Origin of the sequence: Pseudogemmobacter bohemicus, assembly GCF_003290025.1 — a bacterium.
Taxonomy (GTDB): Bacteria; Pseudomonadota; Alphaproteobacteria; order Rhodobacterales; family Rhodobacteraceae; genus Pseudogemmobacter; species Pseudogemmobacter bohemicus.
Genome location: NZ_QNHG01000001.1, coordinates 790,758 through 815,595, shown reverse-complemented (window position 1 = coordinate 815,595; position 24,838 = coordinate 790,758). Strand labels below are relative to the sequence as shown.

The window sequence follows — 24,838 nt, the reverse complement described above, 5'->3', positions numbered from 1 at the left end:
TTCCTGTGCAGGAAACGGCGCCCTGAGCATGCTCCGGGCGCGGTCGGTTCAGACGGTCAGCGTTGCGATACGCCGCAGGGCAAGCAGATAGCCCTCTGTGCCGCAGCCGGCGATAACGCCGTCGGCGCGGGAAGATACAAAGGAATGATGCCGGAAGGCCTCACGCTTATGGATGTTCGAGATATGCACCTCGATCACCACGCCCTCAAAGGCATTCAGGGCATCAAGGATCGCCACCGATGTATGCGAATAGGCACCCGGATTGATGATGATCGCATCCGACCCATCCCGCGCCGCCTGGATATAATCGACCAGCGCGCCCTCGTGGTTCGACTGATGCGCCACAAGCTCAAGCCCCAGCTCCGCCGCCAGCCGTGACGCCGCCGCCTCGATATCGGCCAGCGTTTCATGCCCGTAGATCTCTGGCTGGCGTTTGCCCAGCAGATTGAGGTTCGGCCCGTTCAGAAGCGTAACCCGCTTTGCCATCTCAGTTCCCCGTCTCGCCGCAAGCGGCCCGCAATATCGCATTCACCGCGAAAGAATAGCCGAGCCCTTACCCCGGCGGCACCCCCCATCTGCGCAATAAAAATGCGGCCCCACCCTGTAGCCTCAGCCACAGAATGGAGCCGCCAGGGAGATCCCTTGCCCGATCCCTTGCCCGGGCCTGCCTGCCTCAGGCGACGTTTTCCAGCACGACCTGCGGCTGGATGCCAAGCGCGCGCACCACTTCACGGGTCAGCTCCGGCCGGTTCAGCGTGTAGAAATGCAGGTCTTCCACACCGCCCTCGATCAGGCGGTCGCAAAGCTGGGTGCATTGCGCCAGCGAATAAAGCTCTTCTCGCCCGTCACGCGCCGCGCGGGTAAAGGCCTCGTCCAGTTTCACCGGCACATCAGTTCCGCAGCGTTTCGCGAATTTCTTCGCGCCTTCCCAGGAGATGATCGGCAGGATGCCCGGAATGACCGGCGCAGAGATCCCGGCCTTCACACAGGCATCGCGGAAGCGGAAGAAGGTATCCGCCTCAAAGAAGAACTGGGTCATCGCCGAAGTCGCACCGGCATCAATCTTGCGCTTGAGGAATTCGACATCTGCCTGGGTCGAGGCGCTGTCGGGATGCGGCTCCGGATAGGCGCCGACACGCACTTTGAACTTGCCGGTCTTTGCAATCGCTTCGACCAGCTCGACCGAAGATGCAAAGCCCTCGGGGTGCTTTTCCCATTTCGCCGCGCCCTTGGGTGCATCACCGCGCAGCGCCACGATCTCGCGCACACCGGCGTCATAATAGCTCTCGACGATTTCCATCGTCTCGGCTTTCGAGGCATCCACACAGGTCAGATGCGCCGCGACATTCAGCCCGTAATTGCGGTGGATGGTGCCCACCGCCTCATGGGTCAGCTTGCGGGTGGTGCCGCCGGCCCCGTAGGTCACCGAGACGAATTCCGGTTGCATCGGCGCCAGCGCCTGCACCGTTTCCCACAGCCGGAACGAGGCATCGAGCCCCTGCGGCGGGAAGAATTCAAACGAGATGCGCGGCGTTTTCGTCATGATCTGTCTCCGTGAACAAGCCCCTTGTCGCAGATTCGACAATGTGAGACAAATTCATAATCCTCAGTATCTTTATGAAAATAACACATGTATATCGAGATCCGCCACCTGCGCACCATCCGCGCCATCCACACCGCCGGCGGCCTGGCCCGCGCGGCTGACATGATGAACATGACCCAGTCGGCGCTGTCGCATCAGGTGGCGGGGCTGGAGGATCAGGCCGGGATGGAACTGTTCGTGCGCCGATCAAAGCCGATGCGCCTTTCCGCCGCCGGATTTCGGATGCTGAAGCTCGCTGACCGTATCCTGCCCGAGATCGACGCGCTGGAGGAGGAGTTCATCGCGCTGCGCTCGGGCAAATCGGGTCGGCTGCATATCACGCTGGAATGCCATGCCTGTTACGACTGGCTGTTCCCGGTTCTGGAGATGTTCCGCCGTGCCTGGCCCGAGGTCGATGTCGATATCCGCGCGGGGCTGGCCTTCGACGCGATGCCGGCGCTGAACCGCGAAGAGGTCGATCTGGTGATCACCTCGGATCCGGCGGCGCAGAACGGCGTCACCTTCAACCCGCTTTTCGACTATCATCCGACCTTTGTGGCCTCGTCACAAAATCCGCTGGCGGCAAAAGACGTCATCACCGCCGAGGATTTCCGCGACCAGGTGGTGATCACCTATCCGGTCAGCCGCGACCGGCTGGATCTCTTCACCGAAGTCCTGACCCCCGCCAAGGTCGAGCCGCGCGGCCATCGCACCGCCGAGCTGACCGCCGTGATCCTGATGCTGGTCGGATCGAACCGCGGCGTTGCCGTGCTGCCCGACTGGGTGATGCGCGAGGTGCGCAGCTCATCCGACTATGTCACCCGTCCGCTGGGGCCCGATCCGGTCCTTAAACGCATGTATGCGGCAACCCGCGAAGAAGACAGCGCCCGCCCCTTTATGGCGCATTTCCTGCGGCTTGCCCGGATCGAGGCCGTGCGGCTGCAGCGTGGCTGATCTGCAACTTTACAGCGCATAAGCAGGAAATCGCTGTAAAAGTCCGGCATTCATAACCTGCTATTGACCGAATCGACGTTGACTAATGCGCAAGGCAGCCAAAAGCTGAACCCCGAAAAACGGATTTACGGCAAGACCATTGCCGGGGCGATGACGGAGAGAAAAATGCGCGCAGACCTGATGCCCGCTCTGGCTCTTATCCTGGCGCTGGCCAGCACCCCGCTGCGGGCAGAAACCCAGCCTCAGGGCGGCACGGATGCTCCCGCTGCCGAGACCGGCCCGAAATTTGTTAAGCCCAAAATCATCACCTCTGACCCGGCAGCTGAGGATCCTGTGCAGCGCGCAGCAACGATTGCCGAGGAGATCCTCTCGGCCGCGACGCTGCCGCCCGAAGAGCCCGCTGCGCCCGCAGCAGACGAGACCGCTGCGGCGGAGGGAGCAGCGCCGCCCGCAGCGGCGGAGACCGCCACCGCAGAGGAAACCGCGCCAAAAGTGGCTGAGACTGCCGCAGCGGTGGATGCCGCACCGAAATCCGGTCAGGCTGCGGTTGCAACGGTGCCGACGAAGGCTCCGCCTGCGCCCGCCATTCCCGAAGATGTCGTGCTGGCCGTCACCAGTTCCGGCGTGAACCGCGCCGTCGCCATTGTCGAAGAACTGACCCGCGAAACGATCGAAGTCCGCGTTTCGATCTCGCAGCAGATGATGGAGGTCTGGTACAAAGGCGAGATGATCCATGAATGGCCGGTCTCGACCGCGCGTAAAGGCAAGGTGACGCCGAAAGGCAGCTTCAAGCCGCAATGGCTGTCCAAAAACCACAAATCATCGCTCTATAACAACGCGCCGATGCCCTATTCGATCTTCTATAGCGGCAATTACGCGATCCACGGCACCGATCAGGAATCGAAACTCGGCCGCCCCGCCTCGGCCGGCTGCGTCCGCCTCAGCCGCGCCAATGCGAAAATCCTCTTCGCGATGGTGCAGCAGGAGGGTAAGTCGAAGATGAAGGTCGAGATCCTCGACTGAGGCTCAGCGGCGCGGCGGTGCGGCGGCCAGGCGGCGCAGCATCCGCCTGACGATAAGGCGATGCGCCGGCCCGACCGGGATCATATAGAGCCGGCCGAACAAATTGTGGGTGATCACCGATGAGGTGATCGCCACCTGCCGCCCGGCAGTCGATATGCAGGTCATCACGTCAAGATGGCGGTCCCTTTCGGTCAGCACCAGAAGATCCGGGCCTGCGCGCTCGACCAGGAAGAAATCAAGCCGGTCGCCAACGGCGACTTCCGTGCGGGGAATACCAGAAAAGCCACCAATCCGCCTGACGCCAAAACGCGCCGAAATCGCATCCCGGATCCGGAATGCCAACGCCATCACAGGCTGTGGGCGCGCCATAATACGGTTCCACACCTCCAGCGCGGAAATCGGTTCGGGCAAGGTCAGTTCGGCGCGGTCGTAAAAATCCAGCCGCCCGCTGGAGTCCAGCGTCACCCTTTCCGGCGCCTCCACCCCCATGCCCTCCATCTGTCGCGCGGCCAGTATCGCAGACTGATCCGCCCCGCGCAGCCGCGCAAATGGTCGCAACCGCCACGGCTGCAGGAAGCCACCCCGCCCCCTTTCCTTCCTGCCGCTTTCCCTGTAAGGCCCTTGCGTTCCAGCCAATGCCTGACCCGGAGTCCGCCCATGCAGGGAAGCGCCAACCTGAACCTGATGATCAAGGCCGCCCGCAAGGCCGCGCGCTCGCTGATCAAGGACTTCCGCGAGGTCGAGAACCTGCAGGTCTCCTCCAAGGGCCCGGGCGATTTCGTCTCGAAAGCCGACCGCGAGGCCGAGCGCATCATCAAGGAAGACCTGATGGGCGCGCGCCCCTCCTATGGCTGGCTGGGCGAGGAAACCGGCGGCGCCGAGGGCCAGGACCCGACCCGGCGCTGGATCGTCGATCCGCTGGATGGAACCAACAATTTCCTGCATGGCATCCCGCACTGGTCGATCTCCATCGCATTGGAGCATAAGGGCGAGATCGTCTCGGCGGTGGTCTATGACGCGCCGAAAGACGAGATGTTCTATGCCGAAAAGGGCTCGGGCTGCTGGCTGAACGACAATCGCCGGCTCAGGGTCTCGGGGCGGCGCAGCCTGCATGAGTCGCTGTTTGTCACCGGCATCCCGCATGGCGCGCAAAAGACGCTGCCCGCCACGCTGAAAGACCTGTCGCTGGTCAGCCCCGGCACCGCTGGCGTGCGGTCTTCGGGCTCGTCGGCGCTTGATCTCGCCTGGGTAGCGGCGGGGCGCTATGAGGGCTGTTTCCAGCGCGAGCTGAAGGCCTGGGATATGGCGGCGGGGCTGTTGCTGGTGAAGGAAGCCGGTGGCCTGGTCGAGGGCATCCGCGAAGATCAGGACCCGCTGGAAAGCGGCTCTGTCATTGCCGCCAATGACCAGATCTTCAGCCAGCTTGCGGGCCTGTTACGCGGCTGATCGCGCCGCGCCTTCCCTCTGTCTGAACACCGGTCCGTCCTCTTGGGCTCCCCCTTGTAGTGGCGCGTGAAGGCGGCCATTCTGCCGCCATGAGCCGCTTTCTCACGCCCCGCATTGCCGCCCTGCCCGCCACCGTGCCCTTTACCGGCCCCGAAACGCTGGAGCGCCGCAACACTCGCGCCTTCCGCGCAAGGCTTGGCGCCAATGAGAGCGGCTTTGGCCCCTCGCCCCGCGCGCTGGCTGCGATGCAGACAGCGGCGGGTGAGGCCTGGATGTATGCAGATCCGGAAAATTACGATCTGAAACAGGCGCTTGCCGCGCGTCATGGCTGTTCGCCCGGCCATATCGCCATCGCGGCCGGGGTCGATACGCTGCTGGGCCTGTTGTGTCGCCTGACGCTGCAACCCGGCGAGACGGTGGTGACCAGTCTCGGCGCCTATCCAACCTTCAATTTCCATGTCGCGGGCGCAGGCGCCGACCTGATCCGGGTGCCCTATCTCGGCGCGCATGAGGACCCCGGGGCGCTGCTGGGCGCCGCTAAGGTGCATCGCGCCAGGCTCCTTTACCTCGCCAATCCCGACAATCCGATGGGCAGCCATCACAGTGGGGCCACGATCCGCGCGCTTGCCGGGGCGCTGCCGCCAGAGACGCTCCTTGTGCTCGATGAGGCTTATGCCGAACTCGCCCCCGATGAGGCGATCCCGGATATTCCCGCCGATCACCCGCAGGTGATCCGGCTGCGCAGCTTTTCTAAGGCCTGGGGGCTGGCCGGCGCGCGGGTCGGTTATGCGATTGCGGCACCCGATCTCGCCGGCAGCTTCGACCGGATCCGCGACCATTTCGGCATGGGGCGGATCAGCCTCGCAAGCGCGCTTGCCTCGGTGCAGGATACGGCCTGGATCCCGGAAATCCGCGCGAAAATCGCCACTGCGCGCGACCGGATGGGCAGGATTGCACGCGAAAACGGGCTGGAGCCGCTGCCCTCGGCCACCAATTTCGTGACCATGGATTGCGGGCGGGATGGCGATTTCTCGCGCCGGATTCTCGCGGAATGCGAGGTGCGCGGGCTTTTCATCCGGATGCCTGGCGTCGCGCCGCTGGACCGCTGCATCCGCATCAGCCTCGGCCCAGAGCCGATGCTGGATCTGGTATCAGAAATCCTGCCCGAGGCGCTGCGCGCAGCCCGGGGATAGGGCTTACTCGGCTGCCATTTCCGGACGGGCCGGCCCAAGCGCAGGCGCGGAATTCACCTGCCGGGGCTGCGCATGCAGAACCGGAGACACCACTGCAGGGTCTGCCGCAGCGACGGGTTCGGCCGGCTCCTGCGGGGGCGGGGCGACGGCCTCGGCCGCAGCAGAGGCCTGTCGCACGAAGACCGGTGCGCGCGGCGCCTCAAGCGCCCGCCGGAACACCAGCATATTCTGGAAACTGGTTTTGGTGCCGGTCAGGCCAGAGCGTTCATCACAGGGCAGCGCATCGGCGCGGATATAGTCCCAGCCCTCGGCGCCCAGCTCATTCATCACCGTGCTCAGCGCAAGCGCGAAACGGTCTTCGGTGGATTTCACCCCCCGCGCCTTTTCACCCCTGCGGGGCGCCGGAACCACCTTATACTCGAACCGCTGCATCCTGCTCTCCGGCTGTGTGATCTGGGCCTGGGCCATTGACCGCAATCTTAGTGAATTTTTCTCCGTAAGTCCAAATCACAAAAGGTTTTTTCCGTTTTCCGATCCTGGATCGCAACAATCCTGATATCTGGTATGACCACAGCCAGAGTGCCCTGGCTGTGGTATAAGAGGCCGGGAAGAGCGCGCTCAGGACGAGATTTTCATCAGCACAAGGCCGCCAATGATCATCGCCGCCGCCAGGATGCGCATGGCGGTTGCGGGCTCGTTGAGGACGAGGATCCCAACGACAAAGGCGCCGATCGCGCCGATCCCGGTCCAGATCGTATAGGCGGTGCCCAGCGGCAAGGTCCGCATCGCGAGAGACAGCAGGCCAAAGCTGAAGATCATCGCGACGATGGTGACAGTGCTGGGCCAGAACCGCGAGAATCCCTCGGACAGCTTCATGCTATAGGCCCAGAGAATTTCCAGCAGACCTGCGACGATAAGATAGATCCATGCCATTCGGCCATGCCTCCAGAAGAGCCGGGCCGTCCCGGTCAGAACCTGAGGCAACAGGGTCGTCCCCATGCCATCGGGGCAACGGTTTCATGCACCCTGGCCAAAAATTAACACAGGCTCCGAGGCGGTCAAGCCATGCCGGAGCCTGTGCTGTGTCTGTGGCCTGCGGGCAACCACCCTTGACGGGCCGGTCAGAGGCCGAGCTTTTTCATCACCAGATCATTGACAGCCGCCGGCGCCGCCTTGCCACCGGTCGCCTTCATCACCTGGCCGACGAACCAGCCCGCGAGTTTCGGGTTCTGCTTCGCCTTTTCCACCTGGGCCGGGTTTTCCGCGATGATCTGATCGACCGCCGCCTCGATGGCGCCGGTATCGGTCACCTGTTTCATGCCGCGCGTCTCGACCAGTTCGACCGGATCGCCGCCCTCGGTCCAGACAATCTCGAACAGATCCTTGGCGATCTTGCCGGAAATCACATTCGAGGAAATCAGATCGACGATGCCGCCGAGCTGCGCGCTGGAAACCGGGCTCCCGGCGATCTCCTGGCCTTCCTTTTTCAGCCGGCCAAAAAGCTCGTTGATCACCCAATTGGCCGAGAGCTTGCCATCCCTGCCCTTTGCCACCGCGTCGAAATAGCTGGCATTTTCCAGCTCGGCGGTCAGCACTGATGCGTCGTAATCGGTCAGACCGTAATCCGACATGAACCGCGTCTTTTTGGCATCCGGCAGTTCCGGCATTGAGGCCGCGATCCCGTCAACCCACCCCTGTTCGATCTCCAGAGGCAGGAGATCGGGGCATGGGAAATAGCGGTAATCATGCGCCTCTTCTTTCGAGCGCATCGAGCGGGTCTCGTTCTTGTCCGGATCGTAAAGCCGGGTTTCCTGCACCACCGTGCCGCCATCTTCCAGAATGGCGATCTGGCGCCGCGCCTCGTAATCAATCGCGGCCTGGATGAAGCGCATGGAATTCATGTTCTTCAGCTCGCAGCGGGTGCCGAGATGGCTGAAGTCCTGGCTGGCCTGATATTTCTCATACTGGCCGGGGCGGCAGACCGAGACATTGACATCGGCGCGCAGATTGCCGTTTTGCATATTGCCGTCGCAGGTGCCGAGGTAGCGCAGTATCTGGCGCAGTTTCGCGACATAGGCCGCGGCCTCTTCCGGCCCGCGGATATCGGGGCGCGAGACGATCTCCATCAGCGCCACGCCGGTGCGGTTGAAATCGACGAAGCTCAGATTCGGGTCGATGTCGTGGATCGATTTGCCGGCATCCTGTTCCAGGTGGATGCGTTCGATCCGCACGAGGCGGCCAACGCCCGGCCCCATCTCGACCATCACCTCGCCCTCGCCCACGATCGGGTGATAGAGCTGGCTGATCTGATAGCCCTGGGGCAGGTCGGGATAGAAATAGTTCTTGCGGTCAAAGGCAGAGCGCAGATTGATCGCGGCTTTCAGCCCGAGCCCGGTGCGCACCGCCTGTTCGACGCAGAATTCGTTGATCACCGGCAGCATCCCCGGCATGGCGCAGTCAACAAAGCTGACATTGGTGTTCGGTTCAGCCCCAAAAGTGGTCGAGGCGCCCGAGAAGAGTTTCGAATTCGAGGCAACCTGGGCGTGGATCTCCATCCCGATCACCAGTTCCCAGTCATGTTTCGCGCCGGCGATGATTTTGGGAACGGGGGGCGTATAGGTCAGATCGAGCATAGTCCACCTCTGAGGCAGGTCGGGATCGGGTCCGGTGACAGAATCACCTCGCTGCAGGCGCCCGAAAGCGCGCCCGGGCGAGCGTTTTACCGGTGTTTAGGCCCTGCGCGGGCCGGGGGCAAGACCTGGGCAAGACCCGGGGCAGGAGCTGGCCGGGCCGGGTCAGACGGCCCGGTGGCGCGGGGAAACCCGGATGTGAACGGGGTCTGAACGGGGGTCAAAGCGCCGAAAACCACCGTTTCTGGCAGAATTTCGCCAGGTGCCGCCCAGGGTGAGTGGCGGGTTCCCGCCTGCTTTTCGCACAGAACTTTGCAGAACCAGGGTTTGCCGTTAATTGCCGCACCGTCGATACCCCAGGTTTGCCCGTTTTCCGGTTCGCCCGTTCGGCATTGTCCCGAGGCCATAAAAGGCAAGAAAGTATGAATACCTCCAGGTCGGGTCTGCGCGCCCTTGCGGCACTTACGGTTGCTCTGTCCCTCAGCGCCTGCGTTCAGGCGGTCGGCAGCAACCCTGCAGCCCCCTCGGAGAGCTTCATCTCCAAATCCTCGATGGGATGGGAGCGGTATACCGGCTCCAAAGAATGGACCTATGAGGCATTGCAGGCGGTCACCGAAAAGGATGCGCAGCTTTCGGCCCTTGTTCCGGCCGATATCGACAGCTGGTGCCCCGCCTATAAGGCGGCCCCGGTCGAGCAGCGCCGCGCCTTCTGGGTCGGGCTGATGCATGCGGTCGCGAAACATGAAAGCACCTGGAATCCGAAAGCCTCGGGCGGCGGTGGCCGCTATATCGGGCTGATGCAGATCTCGCCGCGCACGGCGGCCTCGCATGGCTGCGACGCACAATCGGCGGCGGCGCTGAAGGATGGCGGCGAGAATCTCAGCTGCGCGGTCGAGATCTTCTCGAAAGCGGTGGCGCGGGACGGTGTGGTTGCCGGATCTGGCAATAAAGGTGTCGGCCGCGACTGGGGCCCGTTCCGCAAATCCTCGAAACGCGCCGAGATGGCGGCCTGGACCTCGGCTCAGCCCTGGTGCTCGGGCTCGGCAAAGCTCTGACCGGTCATTCGATGGTTCAGGACGGAAGCGGCCCCTTTCGGGGCCGTTTTTGAGTATTTGGGTCAAGAGGAAGTCAGCAGCGCCTCAGCTGACGCGGAACTGGCGGGCGATGTCGTCAAGCGCATCGCGCTGGCGCGGCGCCAGCTGACCATCGCGCGAGGCGGCTGTCACATCACGGATGACCTGCATCAGCGGCGCGAAGCCCCCGGCGCCTTTCAGTTTCCAGACCCGTTTCGTCAGGCGTTTCAGCCCGGACTCGGGGCCTTGCGATTCATTGATCAGCCAGCGGCCAAGGATCACCGCCTCTTCGGCCTTTGCGCGGTCAAAGCCCAGATGGCTTTGCAACGAGATCAGCAGCGCATCCTGTTGTTCGGCGGTGGGCAGGCCGCTGAGTTCGAGAAAGGCAAGCCCCGCCGATGCGATGGCGACATCGCCGTCCTGCAGGCTTTCGACCGGATGTTCATTATAGCGGCGGCGAAAGCCGAAACGGCGCGCGGCCGACATCACATCCTGCGCCACGCCTGCGAGATCCTGTGCCGCCTGGCCTGCCGCTTTCATGCGCCAATACCAGATGGCGGCGGTGGCGATGATCCCGAGAAGCGCGATCAGAACAGGCATGGGGCACCTTTCACAACAATATCACACCCAAGTGAGACCGAGGCGCCGCAAAGGTCAACCACCTGATATCCTTATCTGCCCGGGCTATGGAACTCCTTACCCGGCCGCCAGCATCCGCCCGGCCATTTCCGACAGGTCGCGGCTGAGGCCGGGCGCGTCGAGGATGCGGCTCAATTCGGTTCGGATCAGGTGCTGACGCGCCTCATCATAGCGCGGCCAGGTCTCGAAGGCGGTCGAGAGACGGGCGGCGGTCTGCGGGTTCAGCGGGTCAAGCTGCAAGAGCCAGTCAGCCAGCAGCCGGTAGCCCGAACCATCCGCCCGATGAAAGCCCGCATGATGCGCCGAAAGCGCGCCGAAGACCGCGCGGAAGCGGTTGGGGTTCTTCAGGTCGAAATCCGGCCGCCGGGTCAGATCGGCCACCAGCCCCGCCACCCGGGCGGGCGCGGCACAGGCGATCTGCAGCATGAACCATTTATCCATGACATTGCGATCCCCCGCCCAGCGGGAGGCGAATTGCGCCAGCTCGGGCTCGGCCCCACCGATATCCAGCAGCGCCACCAGCGCGCCGGTCGTCGCGGTCATATTGTTCGCGTCTTTGAAAGCCGCGCGCGCCGCCTCGCCGCCATCCAGCCGCGACAACAGCGCCAGAAGCGCATTGCTCAGCGCCCGCCGCCCTGCCCCCGCCGCATCGGGCGCAAAGGGCCCGCTGTCGTGCAAAGCCGCGATCAGCGCGTCGAGATCCGGCGCAAGCGCCCGGGCCAGCGCCAGCCCGGCCTCTTTGCGGGCGGCATGGACCCTGTCGGGATCGGGCGGGACGCCCTGATCATGCAGCGCCTGGGCGATGTCATCCTCGCCCGGCAGGCGCAGCACCAGTGCGCGGAAGGCCGGATCCAGCGCCTGATCGCGGATCACCGGCGCCAGCGCCGCGATCCAGCCCGCCAGCAGATCACCCTGCCCGCGCGCAAGCCCGGTCAGCATCTCGCGCGCCAGCGCCCGCCCGGATTCGTAGCGGTTGAAGAGGTCGCTGTCATGGGCCAGCAGGAAGGCGCGTTCCTCAGCGGTGGCTATGCGCTCCAGCACCACCGGCGCCGAGAAGCCGCGCAGTATCGAGGGGACCGGACGCGCGGCCAGCCCGTCGAAATGGAAGCTCTGCTGCGCCTCGGTCATCTCCAGCACCTGCGGCGGGATCGCCTCGCTGCCATCGGCGTTCAACAGGCCAATCGCAATCGGGATCACCTTGGGCGATTTATGCCGCTGGCCGGGCGTGGCCGGCGTGTGCTGGCGGAAGGTCAGAGAGTAGCGCCCGTTCTCCCATGTCTCGGTCAGGTTCAGCCGCGGTGTGCCGGCCTCGCTATACCAGCGGGCAAAGCGGCTGAGATCGCGGCCGGTCGCATCCTCAAAGACCTTCAGCCAGTCCTCGATGGTGGCCGCCTCGCCATCATGGCGGCTGAAGTAAAGGTCAATCGCCCCGGCATAGGCCGCATCACCCACCAGCACTTTCAGCATCCGGATCAGCTCGGCGCCTTTTTCATAGACGGTGGCAGTGTAGAAATTGTTGATCTCGACAAAGCTTTCGGGGCGGACGGGATGCGCCAGCGGCCCCTGATCCTCGCGGAACTGACGGGCGCGCAAGAGCGCCACATCCTCGATCCGTTTCACCGCATGGCTGCGCATATCGCCCGAGAATTGCTGGTCGCGGAAAACCGTCAGCCCCTCTTTCAGGCAAAGCTGGAACCAGTCGCGACAGGTGATGCGATTGCCGGTCCAGTTGTGGAAATATTCATGTGCGATGATCGCCTCGATCCGGGCGAAATCGTCATCGGTGGCGGTCTCGGGCGAGGCCAGCACAAATTTGGAGTTGAAGATATTCAGCCCCTTATTCTCCATCGCGCCCATGTTGAAATCATCGACGGCGACGATGTTGAAGGTGTCGAGGTCATATTCGCGGCCGTAAACCTTTTCATCCCATTGCATCGAGCGGATCAGGCTGTCCATCGCCCAGGCGCAACGGTCCTGGTCACCGGGGCGCACCCAGATCGCGAGGTCAACGGAGCGGCCCGATTTTGTGGTGAACGGCGCGCGATGCGCCACCAGATCGCCGGCCACCAGCGCGAAAAGATAGGTGGGTTTCGGCCAGGGATCATCCCATTCCGCCCAGCCTGCCCCCGCAGCAACCGGGTTGCCATTGGACAGGAGCACCGGCAGATCGGCTGCTGCATCGGCCTCGACCCGCACATGAAAGCGCGCCATCACATCGGGGCGGTCGGGGCAGAAGGTGATCTTGCGAAAGCCCTGGGCCTCGCATTGGGTGCAATACATGCCATTCGACATGTAAAGCCCCTCAAGCGCGGTATTGTCGGCGGGGTCGATCTCAACCAGCGTTTCCAGCGTGAAAGGGCCATTTGGCAACAGATCGCCCGGGATGGTCAGACCGGTCTCGTCCGGGGTCAGGTCCAGCACGGTGCCGTCGAGTTTCAGAGAGATCAGCCGCAGATCCTCGCCGTCAAGGCGCAGCACATGCTGGCCACGCGCGGCCGGGTTCGGGCGCAGATGCAGCCGCGCGGCGACCTTCGTGCGCCGGGGCGCGAGGCGGAAGGTCAGCTCGACCCGGTCAAGCAAATGGCTGAAGGGGCGGTAATCGGACAGCCAGACAGTACGCGGATCGGCCGGGCGGGGATCGGCGGCAGGATCGGATCCGGCATTGGCGGCGGGGCTGGAATGATCGGCGGTCATGGCGATTTCCCTTTCCTTATACACAAATACCTGGACCCGGGCCGGGGCGGTTACAAGGGGGCGCCCGCCCCTATCTCTGCCCCGCCGCCTGTCCCGATCCCCTCCTCGTGAAGAGCGGCCCGCAAAACCGCATCGACATCGGCGCTCATCGGATGGCGGCGGGCCAGCACATCGGGAATGGGAAACCAGGCGGCCTCGTCGGCGTCATCCGCCGCCTGCGGCACGCCAGAGAGATAGCGGCAGACCACCGGCACCAGATAATAATGCCAGGCGGCGCGGCCTGTTCCGCAGGCTGTCCCGTCGCCGGGGCCGATAATGGGGCCGATAATATCCAGCCCGGGCAACGGGCGGGTGGCCCTGGCGCGGATCCCGGTCTCCTCGGCCAGTTCGCGTTCGGCGGCGCGGGCCACCGCCTCGCCGAACTCGACCTTGCCGCCCGGATAGCCCCAAAGCCCCTGATCGGGCGGATTGCGGCGGCGCACCAGCAGCACCTTCCCCTGATGCACCACCACGGCAAGTGCCGCGAGGCGCGGCAGCGGCGCGGGGGCGGGATCGGGGGCGGGAGCTCGGGTCATGGTGCGTTCTCCGGCCTTTCTCCGGCCGCACCGACATCTGAACCCTCGTCAGACGGCGCACGGCCCGGCAGAATGGCAACAGAATCAGGGGGGATGTCCATGGCTGGCTCGCGCAAAAAACTCGGCTACCGCGATCTGCTGGCGCGGGCCACTGCCGCGATCACGACCATTGCGCCCGAGGAAGCCCCCACGCTGCAGGCGGCGGGCGAAGCGGTGTTTGTCGATATCCGCGACCCGCGCGAGCTGGAGCGCGAAGGCATGATCCCCGGCGCCCGCCACGCGCCGCGCGGCATGCTGGAATTCTGGATCGACCCGGAAAGCCCCTATCATAAGGCCTGGCTGGCGGAAGAGCGGCTCTATGTCTTTTACTGCGCCTCGGGCTGGCGCTCGGCGCTGGCGGCCGAGGTCGCAAGTCAGATGGGGCTGCGCTGTGCCAGCCTCGGCGGCGGCTTTACCGCCTGGAAAGCCGCCGGAAACGAGGTCGCCACCAATGAGATCGCCACCAGGGTCTCAGGCAACGACGTCGCCCCCAGGGGCTAAAGCGTCAGCGCCAGCTCGCCCAGCTGATCGGCAGCAGCGCCCCAGCCCTCATGGAACCCCATCTTTTCATGGTCAGCCTTCTGCGCCGTGCTGCGATGCAGCGCATTGGCGCGGTAAAGCGTACCCGCCCCGTCCGGCCACAGCTCCATCACCGCGGTAAAGCCGAAGCTCCCGGCATTCGGATGCCAGCCGCCGCGCATCAGGTCGGTCCAGACCAGGCGCCTGCCCCCGACCACCTCAAGCACGCAGCCATGGCCCGGCATCTCGCCATGGCCCGGCACATCCATCACCGAGCGGAAAGATCCCCCCGGCCTGAGATCGAGGCTCACATCGCGCGTCACCACCGGGCGCGGTGCGAACCAGGACTCGATCAGCGCGGGCTCGGTCAGACAGCGCCAGATACGCTCGGGCGTGGCCTGGAACCGGCGCTCGATCCGCAGATCGGTGTCAGGGTTGAAATGCATGATACTCACTCCCGATGGTCACTCACGCAGACGGGGCCAGCGGCCCTGCGATCAGTCTGACAGATTTCTGCCGGTGCTGCGCTTGCGATCCGCGACATGCCGATGCCGCTGCCGGATTTCAGCCGATATCCAGCGCCAGCGCGTGAATGCGCGCCGGGATATCGCCAAGCGCCGCCAGCACAGCGCGGTGGCGCGCGATGCGGCTCATCGGGGCAAAGGCATCGGCGCGGATCCGGACCGCGAAATGGGTCTCACCGCTGCCATCATCGCCGGAATGGCCGGCATGACGGTGGCTTTCATTCAGCACCTCCAGCTCAACAGGCGCAAAAGCCGCCCTCAGCCGCGTCTCGATTTCACCGATCACGGGCATTTTCGTGAACCCCCTCTTCAATCTGCTGACAAAACACCTAAACTTGGGCGCCCGAGTCGAGAAGTCGTCACGGCAAGAAGGCAGCACGTTGAAAAGGCAGCACGAGGCCCCCCGAACTATGGTCAGCGTATAATGGTCAGCAAGAACCCGTTCGAATTCGATCTCCGTGTTTCCACGGACAAGAAACGCAAATCCGCCGGCCGCCGCGCCGGCGTGTCGGCCGCAGCGACATCGGCGCGCGGCTGCGACTATCCCGATTGTGACAAGACCGGCGAGTTCCGCGCGCCGAAATCGCGCGAGCAGCTCGATGAGTTTTTCTGGTTCTGCAAGGACCATATCCGCGAATACAATCTGAAATGGAATTTCTTCGACGGCACCTCGGATGAGGAATTCCGCCGCATCGTCGAAAAGGACCGCCTCTGGGAGCGCGAGACGAAGCCGTTTTCCAAAAAGGATGACGGCAATTCCTGGGCCCGGATGGGGGTGAATGACCCGCTGGAACTGCTTGGCGAGAAGGGCACCCGCTCGGTGCCCTCGACAGCGTCGACAGGGGCGACGCGGAAACTGCCGCCGACCGAGCGCAAGGCGCTGGAGATCCTGGATTCCCGCGACACGATGACAAAGACAGAAATCCGCAAACAATACAAAGCCCTGATAAAGGTTCTTCACCCTGATATGAATGGCGGTGACCGCAGCCAGGAAGAGATGCTGCAAGAAGTGGTCTGGGCCTGGGATCAGATCAAGGACAGCCGTTACTTCCGGGACTGAGGCTCAAAAATTGAGACCTGCCGCCAGGCGCGCCGCCCTGGCGCGGCGCGTGGCAATGGTCCTGCCGGAGATCCATGCCGCCAGCACTCCGCCGGACCAGGCCATCAGGCCCGACGGGATCTCTGCAGCTGCCGCAACGATCAGCACGGGCGGACAGACGAAAGCAAGCAGCACAAGGCCCAGATCAGGCGCCCTGCTGAGCAGCTCCAGGACAAGGGCCGCCGGCCCGAGCACGAGGCCCGGCGTGATCAGGCTTGCAACCAGCCGCCCCCAAAAGCCCGAACACCAGAGCGGCGCCAGTGCCGCCCCTGTCAACCCGGCAGAAAGAGTGATGGCCGCGTAAGGCCAGAGCGCAGGAAAGAACCGCGCCACCGGCGGGACCGGCGGCGGCATGAGAGGTGTCGGTCCTGGATTTGCGAACTGTATGAAAGATAGGGGATGAAAGACGATCAGCGCCGCGACAGCGGTGATCAGGCTGAAAACCAGCCGATAATGCATGGCAATATCCTCCGCCCGCCAGTTCACGCAGCCTGGCGCATGAAGCGCGCCACCACGGATCACCGGCATATTGGCCTCTGTCTGTGGCAAGACCAGGGCCAGGCGGTCACAGCGCTCCCGACCAAAGGCGCCCTTGCACGTCTGTCCGGAATGTTCCATGAACCAGGGACCGCCTGAAATTGCCCGAAATCTGCCCGAACCCTGGACCTGACCATGCCCGATAATGCGATCAAGCCGACCGAAGAAATCTCAGTCCGTGAAGTGTTCGGCATCGATACCGAGATGCGGGTCAAGGGCTTCGCCGATCGCACTGATCGCGTGCCCGAGATCGACAGCACCTATAAATTCGACCCCGATACCACGCTCGCGATTCTGGCAGGCTTTGCCTATAACCGGCGCGTGATGATCCAGGGCTATCACGGCACCGGCAAATCCACGCATATCGAACAGGTCGCCGCGAGGCTGAACTGGCCCTGCGTGCGGGTGAACCTCGACAGCCATATCTCGCGGATTGACCTGATCGGCAAGGATGCGATCAAGCTGGAAGATGGCCGCCAGGTGACGAAATTCCAGGAGGGTATCCTGCCCTGGGCTTTGCGCAATCCCGTTGCCATCGTCTTCGACGAATATGATGCCGGCCGCGCCGATGTGATGTTCGTGATCCAGCGCGTGCTGGAGCATGACGGCAAGCTGACGCTGCTGGATCAGAATGAGATCATCACGCCGCACCCGTCCTTCCGCCTCTTCGCCACTGCAAACACGGTGGGCCTTGGCGATACGACCGGCCTCTATCACGGCGTGCAGCAGATCAACCAGGCCCAGATGGACCGCTGGTCACTGGTGGCGACGCTGAACTACCTGTCGCATGACGCGGAAACTGCCATCGTTCTGGCAAAGAACCCACATTACAACACCGCCGAAGGCCGCAAGACCATGAGCCAGATGGTCACCGTTGCCGATCTGACCCGGACCGCCTTTATGAATGGTGATCTCTCGACGGTGATGTCGCCGCGGACCGTGCTGAACTGGGCGCAAAACGCGCAGATCTTCCGCAATGTGGGATATGCGTTCCGGCTTTCTTTCCTGAACAAATGCGATGAGCTGGAGCGTCAGACCGTCGCCGAGTTCTATCAGCGCTGCTTCAATGAAGAGCTGCCGGAATCCGCCGCCTCCATGGCGATGAAGTAAGAAAAGACGGGGGGCTGCCTGCCCCCTGCGGCCTTCGGCCTCCCCCCGGGGATATTTTCAGACAGGAGAAAGGAAAGCCCTTTTCATCTGTCCTTAAATATCCTCGGGGGGAGGGCCGCGCAGCGGACCGGGGGGCAGACAGCCCCCCTACCCGGCCAGCGGCATTTCCCTTGCATCTCCACCAGCGCCGGTGACAGGGTCGACCCATGAGCAAACCCGCCGACAATCCCGCCGATCCCTTCAAGAAAGCCCTGGCCGAGGCCACGAAAGTGCTGGCCGACGATCCGGAGATGTCGGTCTCCTATTCGGTCGATCCGCCGGGCATGAACCGTGACGGGGTGCGCCTGCCCCAGGTCTCGCGACGCATGACGCGCGACGAGGTGCTGCTGGCGCGCGGCACCGCCGACGCTTTCGCGATGCGCAGGAAGTTCCATGACGAGGCGACCTCGGCGAAATATGCGCCGGTCGGGCAGCTCGCACGCGATATTTATGACGCGATGGAGACCGCGCGCTGCGAGGCGATGGGCGCCCGCGTGATGCCCGGCACAGCCACCAATATCGACGCGAAAATCGCCCAGGAGGCGGATCGCAAGGGCTATTCCCAGATCACCTCGGCCCAGGACGCGCCTTTGCCGGTCGCTGCGGGCTATCTGGTCCGCGCGCTTGCCACCGGGCGCAAATTGCCGGCGAGCGCCGAGAATGTGATGAACCTCTGGCGCGGATTTATCGAGGACCAGGCCGGCGGCACGCTGGAGACGCTTGATGATGTGCTCTCGGATCAGTCGGCTTTCGCGCGGCTGGCGCGCAAGGTGATCCAGGATCTAGGTTATGGCGACCAGCTGGGCGATGACCCGGATCGCCCCGAGGATGACGAGGCTGGCGACGAGGCGGAAGAGGATCAGGAAAGCCCCGAAAACCAGGAAGGCGAGGAGGAGCAGGGCGAAGAGGCCGAGGCCTCCCCCGAGCGCAGCCAGGAAGAGCAGCAGGACGAATCCCAGGCGCAGGTCCAGATGGAGGACAATGCCGAGATGGAGCTCGGCGATGAGACCGAGATGCCCGAGGGTGAGGCTCCGCTGGAGCCGCCGCCCCCTGCCCCCCATTCCGATGCCGATCCGAATTACACTGTCTTCACCACCCGGTTCGACGAGGAAATCCGCGCCGAGGAACTGGCGGAGCCGGCCGAGCTGGAGCGGCTGCGCGCCTATCTCGACCAGCAGCTGGACCCGCTGAAAGGGGCGGTGGGGCGGCTGGCGAACAAATTGCAGCGGCGCTTGCAGGCGCAGCAGAACCGCTCATGGCTGTTTGATCTTGAGGAAGGTGTGCTGGATGCCGGGCGTCTGGCGCGGGTTGTCGCCAACCCGACCACGCCTTTGTCGTTCAAATGGGAAAAGGATACCGAGTTCCGCGATACGGTGGTGACGCTGTTGATCGACAATTCGGGGTCGATGCGTGGGCGGCCGATCTCCATCGCGGCAATCTGCGCCGATGTGCTGGCGCGTACGCTGGAGCGCTGCCAGGTCAAGACCGAGATCCTCGGCTTCACCACCCGGGCCTGGAAGGGCGGGCAGAGCCGTGAGAAATGGCTGGCCGAGGGGCGGCCTCAGCAGCCGGGGCGGCTGAATGATCTGCGCCATATCATCTATAAAAGCGCCGATGCGCCCTGGCGTCGGGTGCGGCCCAATCTGGGCCTGATGATGAAAGAGGGCCTCCTTAAGGAGAACATCGACGGTGAGGCGCTGGAATGGGCGCATCGCCGGATGCTGGCGCGGCCTGAGGCGCGGCGGATCCTGATGGTGATCTCGGACGGGGCGCCGGTGGATGATTCGACCCTGTCGGTGAACCCGGCCTCGTTCCTGGAAAAACATCTGCGCGATGTGATTGCGATGGTCGAGAAACGCCGCGCGGTCGAGCTGATCGCGATCGGCATCGGCCATGATGTGACGCGCTATTATCAGCGCGCGGTGACGATCACCGATGTCGAGCAGCTGGCGGGGGCGATGACCGAGCAGCTGGCGGGGCTGTTTGACAAGGATCCGCGGGCTGCCAAACGGGCGGGTATGCGGAAATCGGGGTAAGGGGGCGCTGCCCCCACGGCCTTCGGCCTCCCCCGGGATATTTACAGACAGATGAAAGGGGCTTCCCCGATGTTCCAGAGCTTCGACAATCCGGCCTCGCCGGAAGAGGGTCAGGGGCGGTTGGCTGCGTTGCGCGCAGTGATGGCGGCGGAGGGGCTTTCGGGCTTCATCGTGCCGCGCGCCGATGCGCATCAGGGGGAATATGTCGCCGATTGCGATGCGCGGCTGGCCTGGCTGACGGGTTTCACCGGATCAGCCGGGTTCTGCATCGCGCTGCCGGAGGTTGCGGGGGTTTTTATCGACGGGCGTTACCGGGTGCAGGTGAAATCTCAGGTCGATCTTGCGGCCTTTACGCCGGTCGCCTGGCCGGAAGAGCTGCCGGCGCCCTGGATCCTGCGGCATCTGGCGGCGGGAGATATGGTCGGGTTTGATCCCTGGCTGCATACCGCCGATGAAATCGCGCGGCTCTCGGCCGGGCTGGCGGCAGGCGGCATCTCATTGCACGAGAGCGGCGATCTGGTGGCGCGGATCTGGACCGACCGGCCGGCGCCGCCGCTGAGTGTGGCCTTTATCCGGCCCGAGGCGCTGGCGGGCGAAACTGCCGGCAACAAGCGCCAGCGGCTGGCAAAGGTGCTGCAGGTGGCGGGGCAACGTGCCGCCGTGATCACCCTGCCTGATTCTCTTTGCTGGCTTCTGAATATCCGGGGCGGTGATGTGGCGCGCAACCCGGTCGTGCAGGGCTTTGCCATCCTCTCGGATACCGGCGCGGTGACGCTGTTTGCCGCTGACGCGAAATTCCCTGCTCAGCTTCGTGCGGAACTGGGCAAGCAGGTCACCATCCGGCCGGTGGAAGACCTGGTGCCGGCGCTGGCAGCGCTGGAAGGCCCGGTGCGGGTCGATCGCAACACCGCGCCGCTGGCGATCAGCCAGGTGCTGGCTGCGGCCGGGATCACTGTGGCCTGGGGCGAGGATCCCTGTATCCTGCCGAAGGCGCGCAAGAATGCCGCCGAGATCGCCTCGACGCGCGAGGCGCATCTGAGGGATGGCGCGGCGGTCTGTAATTTCCTTGCCTGGCTTGACCGCGAGGCGCCGGGTGATCTGACCGAAATCGCGGTGGTGAAAGCGCTGGAGGATTTCCGCCGTGCGACCAATCTTCTGCATGATATCAGCTTTGATACCATCTGCGGTGCCGGCCCGGATGGCGCGATCATCCATTACCGGGTGACCGAAGAGACCGACCGCAGTTTGCAAAACGGCGAGCTGCTGCTGGTCGATTCCGGCGCGCAATACCAGGATGGCACCACCGATATCACCCGCACCATCGCGATTGGCGATCCCGGAGAAGAGGCCCGCGACTGCTATACCGCCGTTCTGCGCGGCATGATCGCGGTGTCGCGCGCGCGTTGGCCGCGTAGGCTGTCAGGACGCGATCTCGACCCGCTGGCGCGGCAATTCCTCTGGTCACGCGGGCTGGATTACAATCACGGCACCGGCCATGGCGTCGGTGTGTTCCTCTCGGTGCATGAGGGGCCGCAGCGGATTTCCCGCATCTCGGAAGTGGCGCTGGAGCCAGGGATGATCCTCTCGAACGAGCCCGGCTATTACCGCGAGGGGGCGTTTGGCATCCGGCTGGAAAACCTGATCCTGGTCGAAGAGGCGCCGGCGCTTGGCGACAATCGCGATCAGCTGTGCTTTGGCACCCTGACCTGGGTGCCGTTTGACCGCAGGCTGATCCTTGCCGGCCAGATGTCGGCAGAGGAGCGCGCCTGGCTAGACCAGTATCACGCCCGGGTTCTGGCGTTGATCGGACCGCGCGTTTCGGGCGAGACGCTTGCCTGGCTCAGCGCGGCTTGTGCGCCGCTCTGATCTGACAGCCTGGCTGACCAGTTCTGATCAGCCAGTTCTGATCAGCCAGTCCTGATCAGGCAGCCGCCAGATGGCGGATGCGCTCGACCATTGCGCGCAGCCCGTTCGAGCGCTGTGCAGAGAGATTCTCTTTCAGCCCTATCCGGCCGAACTCGGCCAGCGCATCGACACGCAGCACCTCGGCCGGCGTCAGACCGGCATAAAGCGCGTGCAGGATGGCGATCAGCCCGCGCACGATCATCGCATCCGAGTCGCCCTGGAAATCGAACCTCTCCGGCGTGATCTGCGGGCGCAGCCAGACCTGGCTCGCGCAGCCCTCGACCTTATAGGCGGGAACGTGGAAACTCGCCTCCAGCGCCGGCATCGCCTTGCCCAGCTCGATCACATGGCGATAGCGCTCCTCCCAGTCCTCCAGGAATTCCAGGGTCTCGGCGATTTCCTCGAAAGCGGGCGTGGCCATGGCGGTTCTCCTTCTGTCAGACTGGCCTAGCCCCGGGCGCGCCAGAGGTCCAGAGCGCTGAATGGGCAAGGTTGCGCTGCTCTGCCTTTTCAAAGCGCCGCTTTCGCGCTACCGAAGGGGCGGAAGATGGAGAATGACGGATGATCCGCAAAGCCACCGCTGTTTGCCTTTTGTTGACGCTTGCCGCCTGTGGCGGACTGCGCGACAGCCGCCTGAACCCGTTCAACTGGTTCGGAAGGTCAGAGCCGGCGGAGAAAGTCGTGATTGACGAGAAGCCGCAGGACCGCCGCGAGCGGGTGCAGACCGTGCTCGACATGAAGGTCGAGCAGGTCTCTTCGGGTGCCATCGTACGCGCCACCGGGCTGACCCCGACCCAGGGCTGGTGGGAAGCAGAGCTGGTGGCGCAACCCGTGACCCAGGACGGCGTACTGGTCCTGGATTTCCGCATCTCGCCCCCCTTTGAAGACAAAGCCGTCAACACGCAGCGCTCGCGCGAGGTGACGGTGGCGCTGCATCTGTCGAATATCAAGCTGGCGAATGTGCGCTCGATCGTGGTCCAGGGCGCGAATGATGCGCGCTCAGCCGGGCGCTGAGGGTTTTACCCCGCTCGGCTGTCAGCATTTCCTCCAGCGCACAGATCAAGCGCCAGATGGCGAAGATGACGGTCCTGACCTCTCCTCCGGCGGGATCCCGACAGACGCCTCAGGCTGCGACCGCACCCAGAGGCTGGTCGGGACCTTCTGCATTGGCGATTGACCTGCGCAGCTGCTCCGGATCGGTGAGGGCGTGATCTGCACGATATCGCCCCCCCGCACCACGCGCAGAACCAAAGCGGCACTTCAGCCGAAAAGCCAGCCCCAGGCCCAGCTGATGACCCAGCCGCCGACCTCGCCGAATTTCAGCACGATCCCGGCCCAGGCGATGCAGCCAAGAATGTTCCAGAAGGCAAAACGCGGCAGGGTCATGCCGCTCATCCCCGCCATCAGGAACACGACGGGGCGCAGCACGGTGGCGAAATGGCCGGCAAAGATCGTCACCGGCCCCCAGCTGAGAAAGGCCTTGTTCGCCTGAACCTTCCATTCCGGATGGTCGCGCATCGGCCGCATCTTCAGGATCGCCGCGCCGTAGCGCCAGCCCAGCCAGTAGGAAAAGAACGACCCGATCATCGCGCCGATCGAGGCGCCGATCCAGAGCGCGGTAAAATCCAGCACGCCATTGGCCGCGAAGGCGCCCACCGCCACCATGATCGCGGTCGACGGGATCAGGATCGACAGAAAGGCCGTGGTCTCGGCCGCCGCGAAGATCAGCATGATCCAGGGCGCAAACGCATGATGGCGCTCGATAAAGTCGATTACCTGGTTGATCAGATCCGTCATAAGCCCTCGCAATATGAGAGACCTTTGGACGAGAAGTCGCCCCAGGGCAAGACAGAAGCACCTCGGCGTTGCTGCTGTTACCGAAACTTCGCGTGAACCCTCCGGAACCGGGACCGGAACCAGGACCGGTCCCGGGCAAAATCGGCGTGGCTATACCCCGGCGCGGGCATCTTCGCAGGCCCGAAAACTGCCGCAGGATCAAGGTCGCGACATCGCCCCCTTCGGCCAGGGCAGTAACGCCAGGATCTGCGCCACCCGCTGTGCGGTCGTCGCCATCCCGGCCACTGGCCGGGCGGGGTTGATCCTGCCGCCAGAGACCTCTTCCTTCGGGAACCCCGTTAAAACGCTGGCGGGTGGCACAGCCCCGACCTGCCCTCAGCGATAAGGTCCCGGGCAGGTGTTTCAGCCGCCCCTCCCCTCTTCGGCACAGGCGAGTTCGACCGCCTCGGCGCGGATCTCGCCGCTCCCCCGCAAAAGGTTCGGCAACAGGGATGATTCGAACGCCTTGGCGGCTGCGGGCTCCCGTTCATGGGCGGAAGCCGGCACCCTCTCCAGGCCGCAGAGGATGGTGGCAGTCAGCCCTCCCGGGCAGCCGCAACCGCACCACTGTCATGCCGCCGCCGATCTCCCCCCACATCGCCCTCCCCCCGGCAGGACCGGGGGATCACCCCGCCTGCCGCAAGGACGCGATGAAACCGACGGCATGGGCGACAGCTACAGGATCCGCTCCGCCGACCGTATGGCATCCCCCCTGCGCCCCGATGCCGCGAAAGATCGCATCACACTCCTGTCGCGGCGCGGTCAGCGCGCTATCGCGGCCTGCCTGCGCCCTGCACCACCACTCAATGCCGCCGATCTGCAGAATTCAGTCACGCCCGGCCCGGGCGAAACCTGCGGACGTTTTATGGCTGGCGATACCCTGTTCGTTCAGCCCGCATCGGCCACGCCGCCCCATGCCAGCGCCCCCGTCACGGGTAACGGCATGCCGCTTCGCCATGGAAAAACCGCTGGAGAAACACTGCAAAAGGCCGAATTCTGCCGGTTTCCCCTCGACCGCCGTGGACAGAGGCGCCTTCCCGCCCGCTCTCCCTCTGACAGAGGCAGACGCGCAGGCCGCCGGAAATGCTCTGCACGCATATGGTTCCAGCCGGAAGCTCGGGCGTGGCGGTCGCGATCCGGCGGATGACGGATCAGGGTCGGACAGCCCGTCATACAGAGCGCGTCCCGGCAAAAGGAACAGCGATCCGGTAACAATGATCTGGCCCGCCGCCTCATGGATCCCGGACGGCGGCGCAGGATCAGGAAAATTGCGATCATAAATCCGGGCCGGCAAACCACCCGATACGATGCCGGCGGTCGGCGGGCCACTCTTCGTGCAAGACCGCGCCATTGGGATCCGGGCACTTATCGGCCCGCATTTCCGG

General features: G+C 64.2%; 25 protein-coding genes. 11 read left to right on the top strand and 14 right to left on the bottom strand.

Going from position 1 to position 24,838, the window contains the following annotated elements:
• Window positions 1-48: 48 nt before the first annotated feature.
• Together aroQ and metF are read right to left on the bottom strand one after the other, a co-directional pair.
• Window positions 49-486, bottom strand: coding sequence for a type II 3-dehydroquinate dehydratase (gene aroQ, locus DRF71_RS03920; protein WP_112309242.1), 438 nt, complete (start codon window positions 484-486; stop codon window positions 49-51).
• 187 nt (window positions 487-673) lie between these two features.
• Window positions 674-1,543: a methylenetetrahydrofolate reductase [NAD(P)H] gene (gene metF / locus DRF71_RS03915; RefSeq protein WP_112309241.1), complete on the bottom strand. Its 870-nt coding sequence runs from the start codon at window positions 1,541-1,543 to the stop codon at window positions 674-676.
• Between the two features lie 87 nt (window positions 1,544-1,630).
• Here metF and DRF71_RS03910 point away from each other — a divergent pair, with 87 nt between their 5' ends.
• Together DRF71_RS03910 and DRF71_RS27875 are read left to right on the top strand one after the other, a co-directional pair.
• Window positions 1,631-2,536, top strand: a complete 906-nt coding sequence (locus DRF71_RS03910; protein ID WP_112309240.1) for a LysR family transcriptional regulator — start codon at window positions 1,631-1,633, stop codon at window positions 2,534-2,536.
• A gap of 165 nt (window positions 2,537-2,701) precedes the next feature.
• Window positions 2,702-3,559 (top strand): L,D-transpeptidase, encoded by an 858-nt coding sequence (locus DRF71_RS27875; RefSeq protein WP_232831285.1) that lies wholly within the window; start codon window positions 2,702-2,704, stop codon window positions 3,557-3,559.
• Between the two features lie 3 nt (window positions 3,560-3,562).
• On the opposite strand, the gene DRF71_RS03900 is transcribed toward DRF71_RS27875, so the two are convergent.
• On the bottom strand, window positions 3,563-4,117 hold the full coding sequence (locus DRF71_RS03900) for a DUF2867 domain-containing protein (RefSeq protein ID WP_232831284.1): 555 nt from the start codon (window positions 4,115-4,117) through the stop codon (window positions 3,563-3,565).
• A gap of 99 nt (window positions 4,118-4,216) precedes the next feature.
• Between DRF71_RS03900 and DRF71_RS03895 the strand changes: the two genes are divergently transcribed.
• Both DRF71_RS03895 and DRF71_RS03890 read left to right on the top strand, forming a co-directional pair.
• Complete coding sequence (locus tag DRF71_RS03895; RefSeq protein ID WP_112309239.1) at window positions 4,217-5,005, top strand: inositol monophosphatase family protein; 789 nt, start codon at window positions 4,217-4,219, stop codon at window positions 5,003-5,005.
• Window positions 5,006-5,094: 89 nt separating this feature from the next.
• On the top strand, window positions 5,095-6,198 hold the full coding sequence (locus tag DRF71_RS03890; RefSeq protein WP_112309238.1) for a pyridoxal phosphate-dependent aminotransferase: 1,104 nt from the start codon (window positions 5,095-5,097) through the stop codon (window positions 6,196-6,198).
• Window positions 6,199-6,201: 3 nt separating this feature from the next.
• On the opposite strand, the gene DRF71_RS03885 is transcribed toward DRF71_RS03890, so the two are convergent.
• The 3 genes from DRF71_RS03885 to gatB form a co-directional block, all read right to left on the bottom strand.
• A complete protein-coding gene (locus DRF71_RS03885; RefSeq protein ID WP_112309967.1) occupies window positions 6,202-6,630 on the bottom strand; it encodes a DUF4177 domain-containing protein in 429 nt (142 codons plus the stop codon).
• 186 nt (window positions 6,631-6,816) lie between these two features.
• Window positions 6,817-7,131, bottom strand: a complete 315-nt coding sequence (locus DRF71_RS03880; protein ID WP_112309966.1) for a DMT family transporter — start codon at window positions 7,129-7,131, stop codon at window positions 6,817-6,819.
• Between the two features lie 188 nt (window positions 7,132-7,319).
• Complete coding sequence (gatB, locus tag DRF71_RS03875) at window positions 7,320-8,831, bottom strand: Asp-tRNA(Asn)/Glu-tRNA(Gln) amidotransferase subunit GatB (RefSeq protein WP_112309237.1); 1,512 nt, start codon at window positions 8,829-8,831, stop codon at window positions 7,320-7,322.
• Window positions 8,832-9,250: 419 nt separating this feature from the next.
• Between gatB and DRF71_RS03870 the strand changes: the two genes are divergently transcribed.
• Window positions 9,251-9,883, top strand: coding sequence for a lytic transglycosylase domain-containing protein (locus DRF71_RS03870; RefSeq protein WP_112309236.1), 633 nt, complete (start codon window positions 9,251-9,253; stop codon window positions 9,881-9,883).
• Between the two features lie 84 nt (window positions 9,884-9,967).
• On the opposite strand, the gene DRF71_RS03865 is transcribed toward DRF71_RS03870, so the two are convergent.
• The 3 genes from DRF71_RS03865 to DRF71_RS03855 form a co-directional block, all read right to left on the bottom strand.
• Entirely contained in the window at window positions 9,968-10,501 is a 534-nt protein-coding gene (locus DRF71_RS03865) for a hypothetical protein (RefSeq protein WP_112309235.1), read from the bottom strand.
• A gap of 96 nt (window positions 10,502-10,597) precedes the next feature.
• Window positions 10,598-13,234 carry an aminopeptidase N gene (gene pepN / locus DRF71_RS03860; RefSeq protein ID WP_112309234.1) on the bottom strand — a complete coding sequence of 879 codons (2,637 nt, stop codon included), beginning with the start codon at window positions 13,232-13,234 and terminating at the stop codon, window positions 10,598-10,600.
• 50 nt (window positions 13,235-13,284) lie between these two features.
• On the bottom strand, window positions 13,285-13,809 hold the full coding sequence (locus tag DRF71_RS03855; RefSeq protein ID WP_112309233.1) for an NUDIX hydrolase: 525 nt from the start codon (window positions 13,807-13,809) through the stop codon (window positions 13,285-13,287).
• 99 nt (window positions 13,810-13,908) lie between these two features.
• Between DRF71_RS03855 and DRF71_RS03850 the strand changes: the two genes are divergently transcribed.
• Window positions 13,909-14,349, top strand: coding sequence for a rhodanese-like domain-containing protein (locus DRF71_RS03850; protein WP_112309232.1), 441 nt, complete (start codon window positions 13,909-13,911; stop codon window positions 14,347-14,349).
• Here the strand turns inward: DRF71_RS03850 and DRF71_RS03845 are convergent.
• The gene (locus tag DRF71_RS03845) at window positions 14,346-14,813 is read right to left on the bottom strand and encodes an SRPBCC family protein (RefSeq protein ID WP_198672054.1); all 468 of its coding nucleotides are present in this window, start codon (window positions 14,811-14,813) and stop codon (window positions 14,346-14,348) included. The genes DRF71_RS03850 and DRF71_RS03845 overlap by 4 nt on opposite strands.
• Window positions 14,814-14,931: 118 nt before the next feature.
• Window positions 14,932-15,183, bottom strand: a complete 252-nt coding sequence (locus tag DRF71_RS03840; RefSeq protein WP_112309230.1) for a BolA family protein — start codon at window positions 15,181-15,183, stop codon at window positions 14,932-14,934.
• 132 nt (window positions 15,184-15,315) lie between these two features.
• On the opposite strand from DRF71_RS03840, the gene DRF71_RS03835 reads away from it, so the two are divergent.
• Window positions 15,316-15,951, top strand: coding sequence for a J domain-containing protein (locus DRF71_RS03835; RefSeq protein WP_112309229.1), 636 nt, complete (start codon window positions 15,316-15,318; stop codon window positions 15,949-15,951).
• Between the two features lie 3 nt (window positions 15,952-15,954).
• Here DRF71_RS03835 and DRF71_RS03830 read toward each other — a convergent pair whose 3' ends face one another.
• Window positions 15,955-16,608, bottom strand: a complete 654-nt coding sequence (locus DRF71_RS03830) for a hypothetical protein (protein ID WP_112309228.1) — start codon at window positions 16,606-16,608, stop codon at window positions 15,955-15,957.
• 54 nt (window positions 16,609-16,662) lie between these two features.
• Here DRF71_RS03830 and cobS point away from each other — a divergent pair, with 54 nt between their 5' ends.
• From cobS to DRF71_RS03815, 3 genes are all read left to right on the top strand, one after another.
• The gene (cobS, locus tag DRF71_RS03825) at window positions 16,663-17,637 is read left to right on the top strand and encodes a cobaltochelatase subunit CobS (RefSeq protein ID WP_112309227.1); all 975 of its coding nucleotides are present in this window, start codon (window positions 16,663-16,665) and stop codon (window positions 17,635-17,637) included.
• A gap of 206 nt (window positions 17,638-17,843) precedes the next feature.
• Window positions 17,844-19,712: a cobaltochelatase subunit CobT gene (gene cobT / locus DRF71_RS03820; protein WP_112309226.1), complete on the top strand. Its 1,869-nt coding sequence runs from the start codon at window positions 17,844-17,846 to the stop codon at window positions 19,710-19,712.
• Window positions 19,713-19,781: 69 nt separating this feature from the next.
• Window positions 19,782-21,578: an aminopeptidase P family protein gene (locus DRF71_RS03815; RefSeq protein WP_112309225.1), complete on the top strand. Its 1,797-nt coding sequence runs from the start codon at window positions 19,782-19,784 to the stop codon at window positions 21,576-21,578.
• 55 nt (window positions 21,579-21,633) lie between these two features.
• On the opposite strand, the gene DRF71_RS03810 is transcribed toward DRF71_RS03815, so the two are convergent.
• Entirely contained in the window at window positions 21,634-22,038 is a 405-nt protein-coding gene (locus DRF71_RS03810; protein ID WP_112309224.1) for a SufE family protein, read from the bottom strand.
• A 140-nt stretch (window positions 22,039-22,178) separates the two neighbouring features.
• Between DRF71_RS03810 and DRF71_RS03805 the strand changes: the two genes are divergently transcribed.
• Window positions 22,179-22,631 (top strand): hypothetical protein, encoded by a 453-nt coding sequence (locus DRF71_RS03805; RefSeq protein ID WP_112309223.1) that lies wholly within the window; start codon window positions 22,179-22,181, stop codon window positions 22,629-22,631.
• A gap of 246 nt (window positions 22,632-22,877) precedes the next feature.
• Here DRF71_RS03805 and DRF71_RS03795 read toward each other — a convergent pair whose 3' ends face one another.
• A complete protein-coding gene (locus DRF71_RS03795) occupies window positions 22,878-23,414 on the bottom strand; it encodes a DedA family protein (RefSeq protein WP_112309221.1) in 537 nt (178 codons plus the stop codon).
• Between the last annotated feature and the right edge of the window lie 1,424 nt (window positions 23,415-24,838).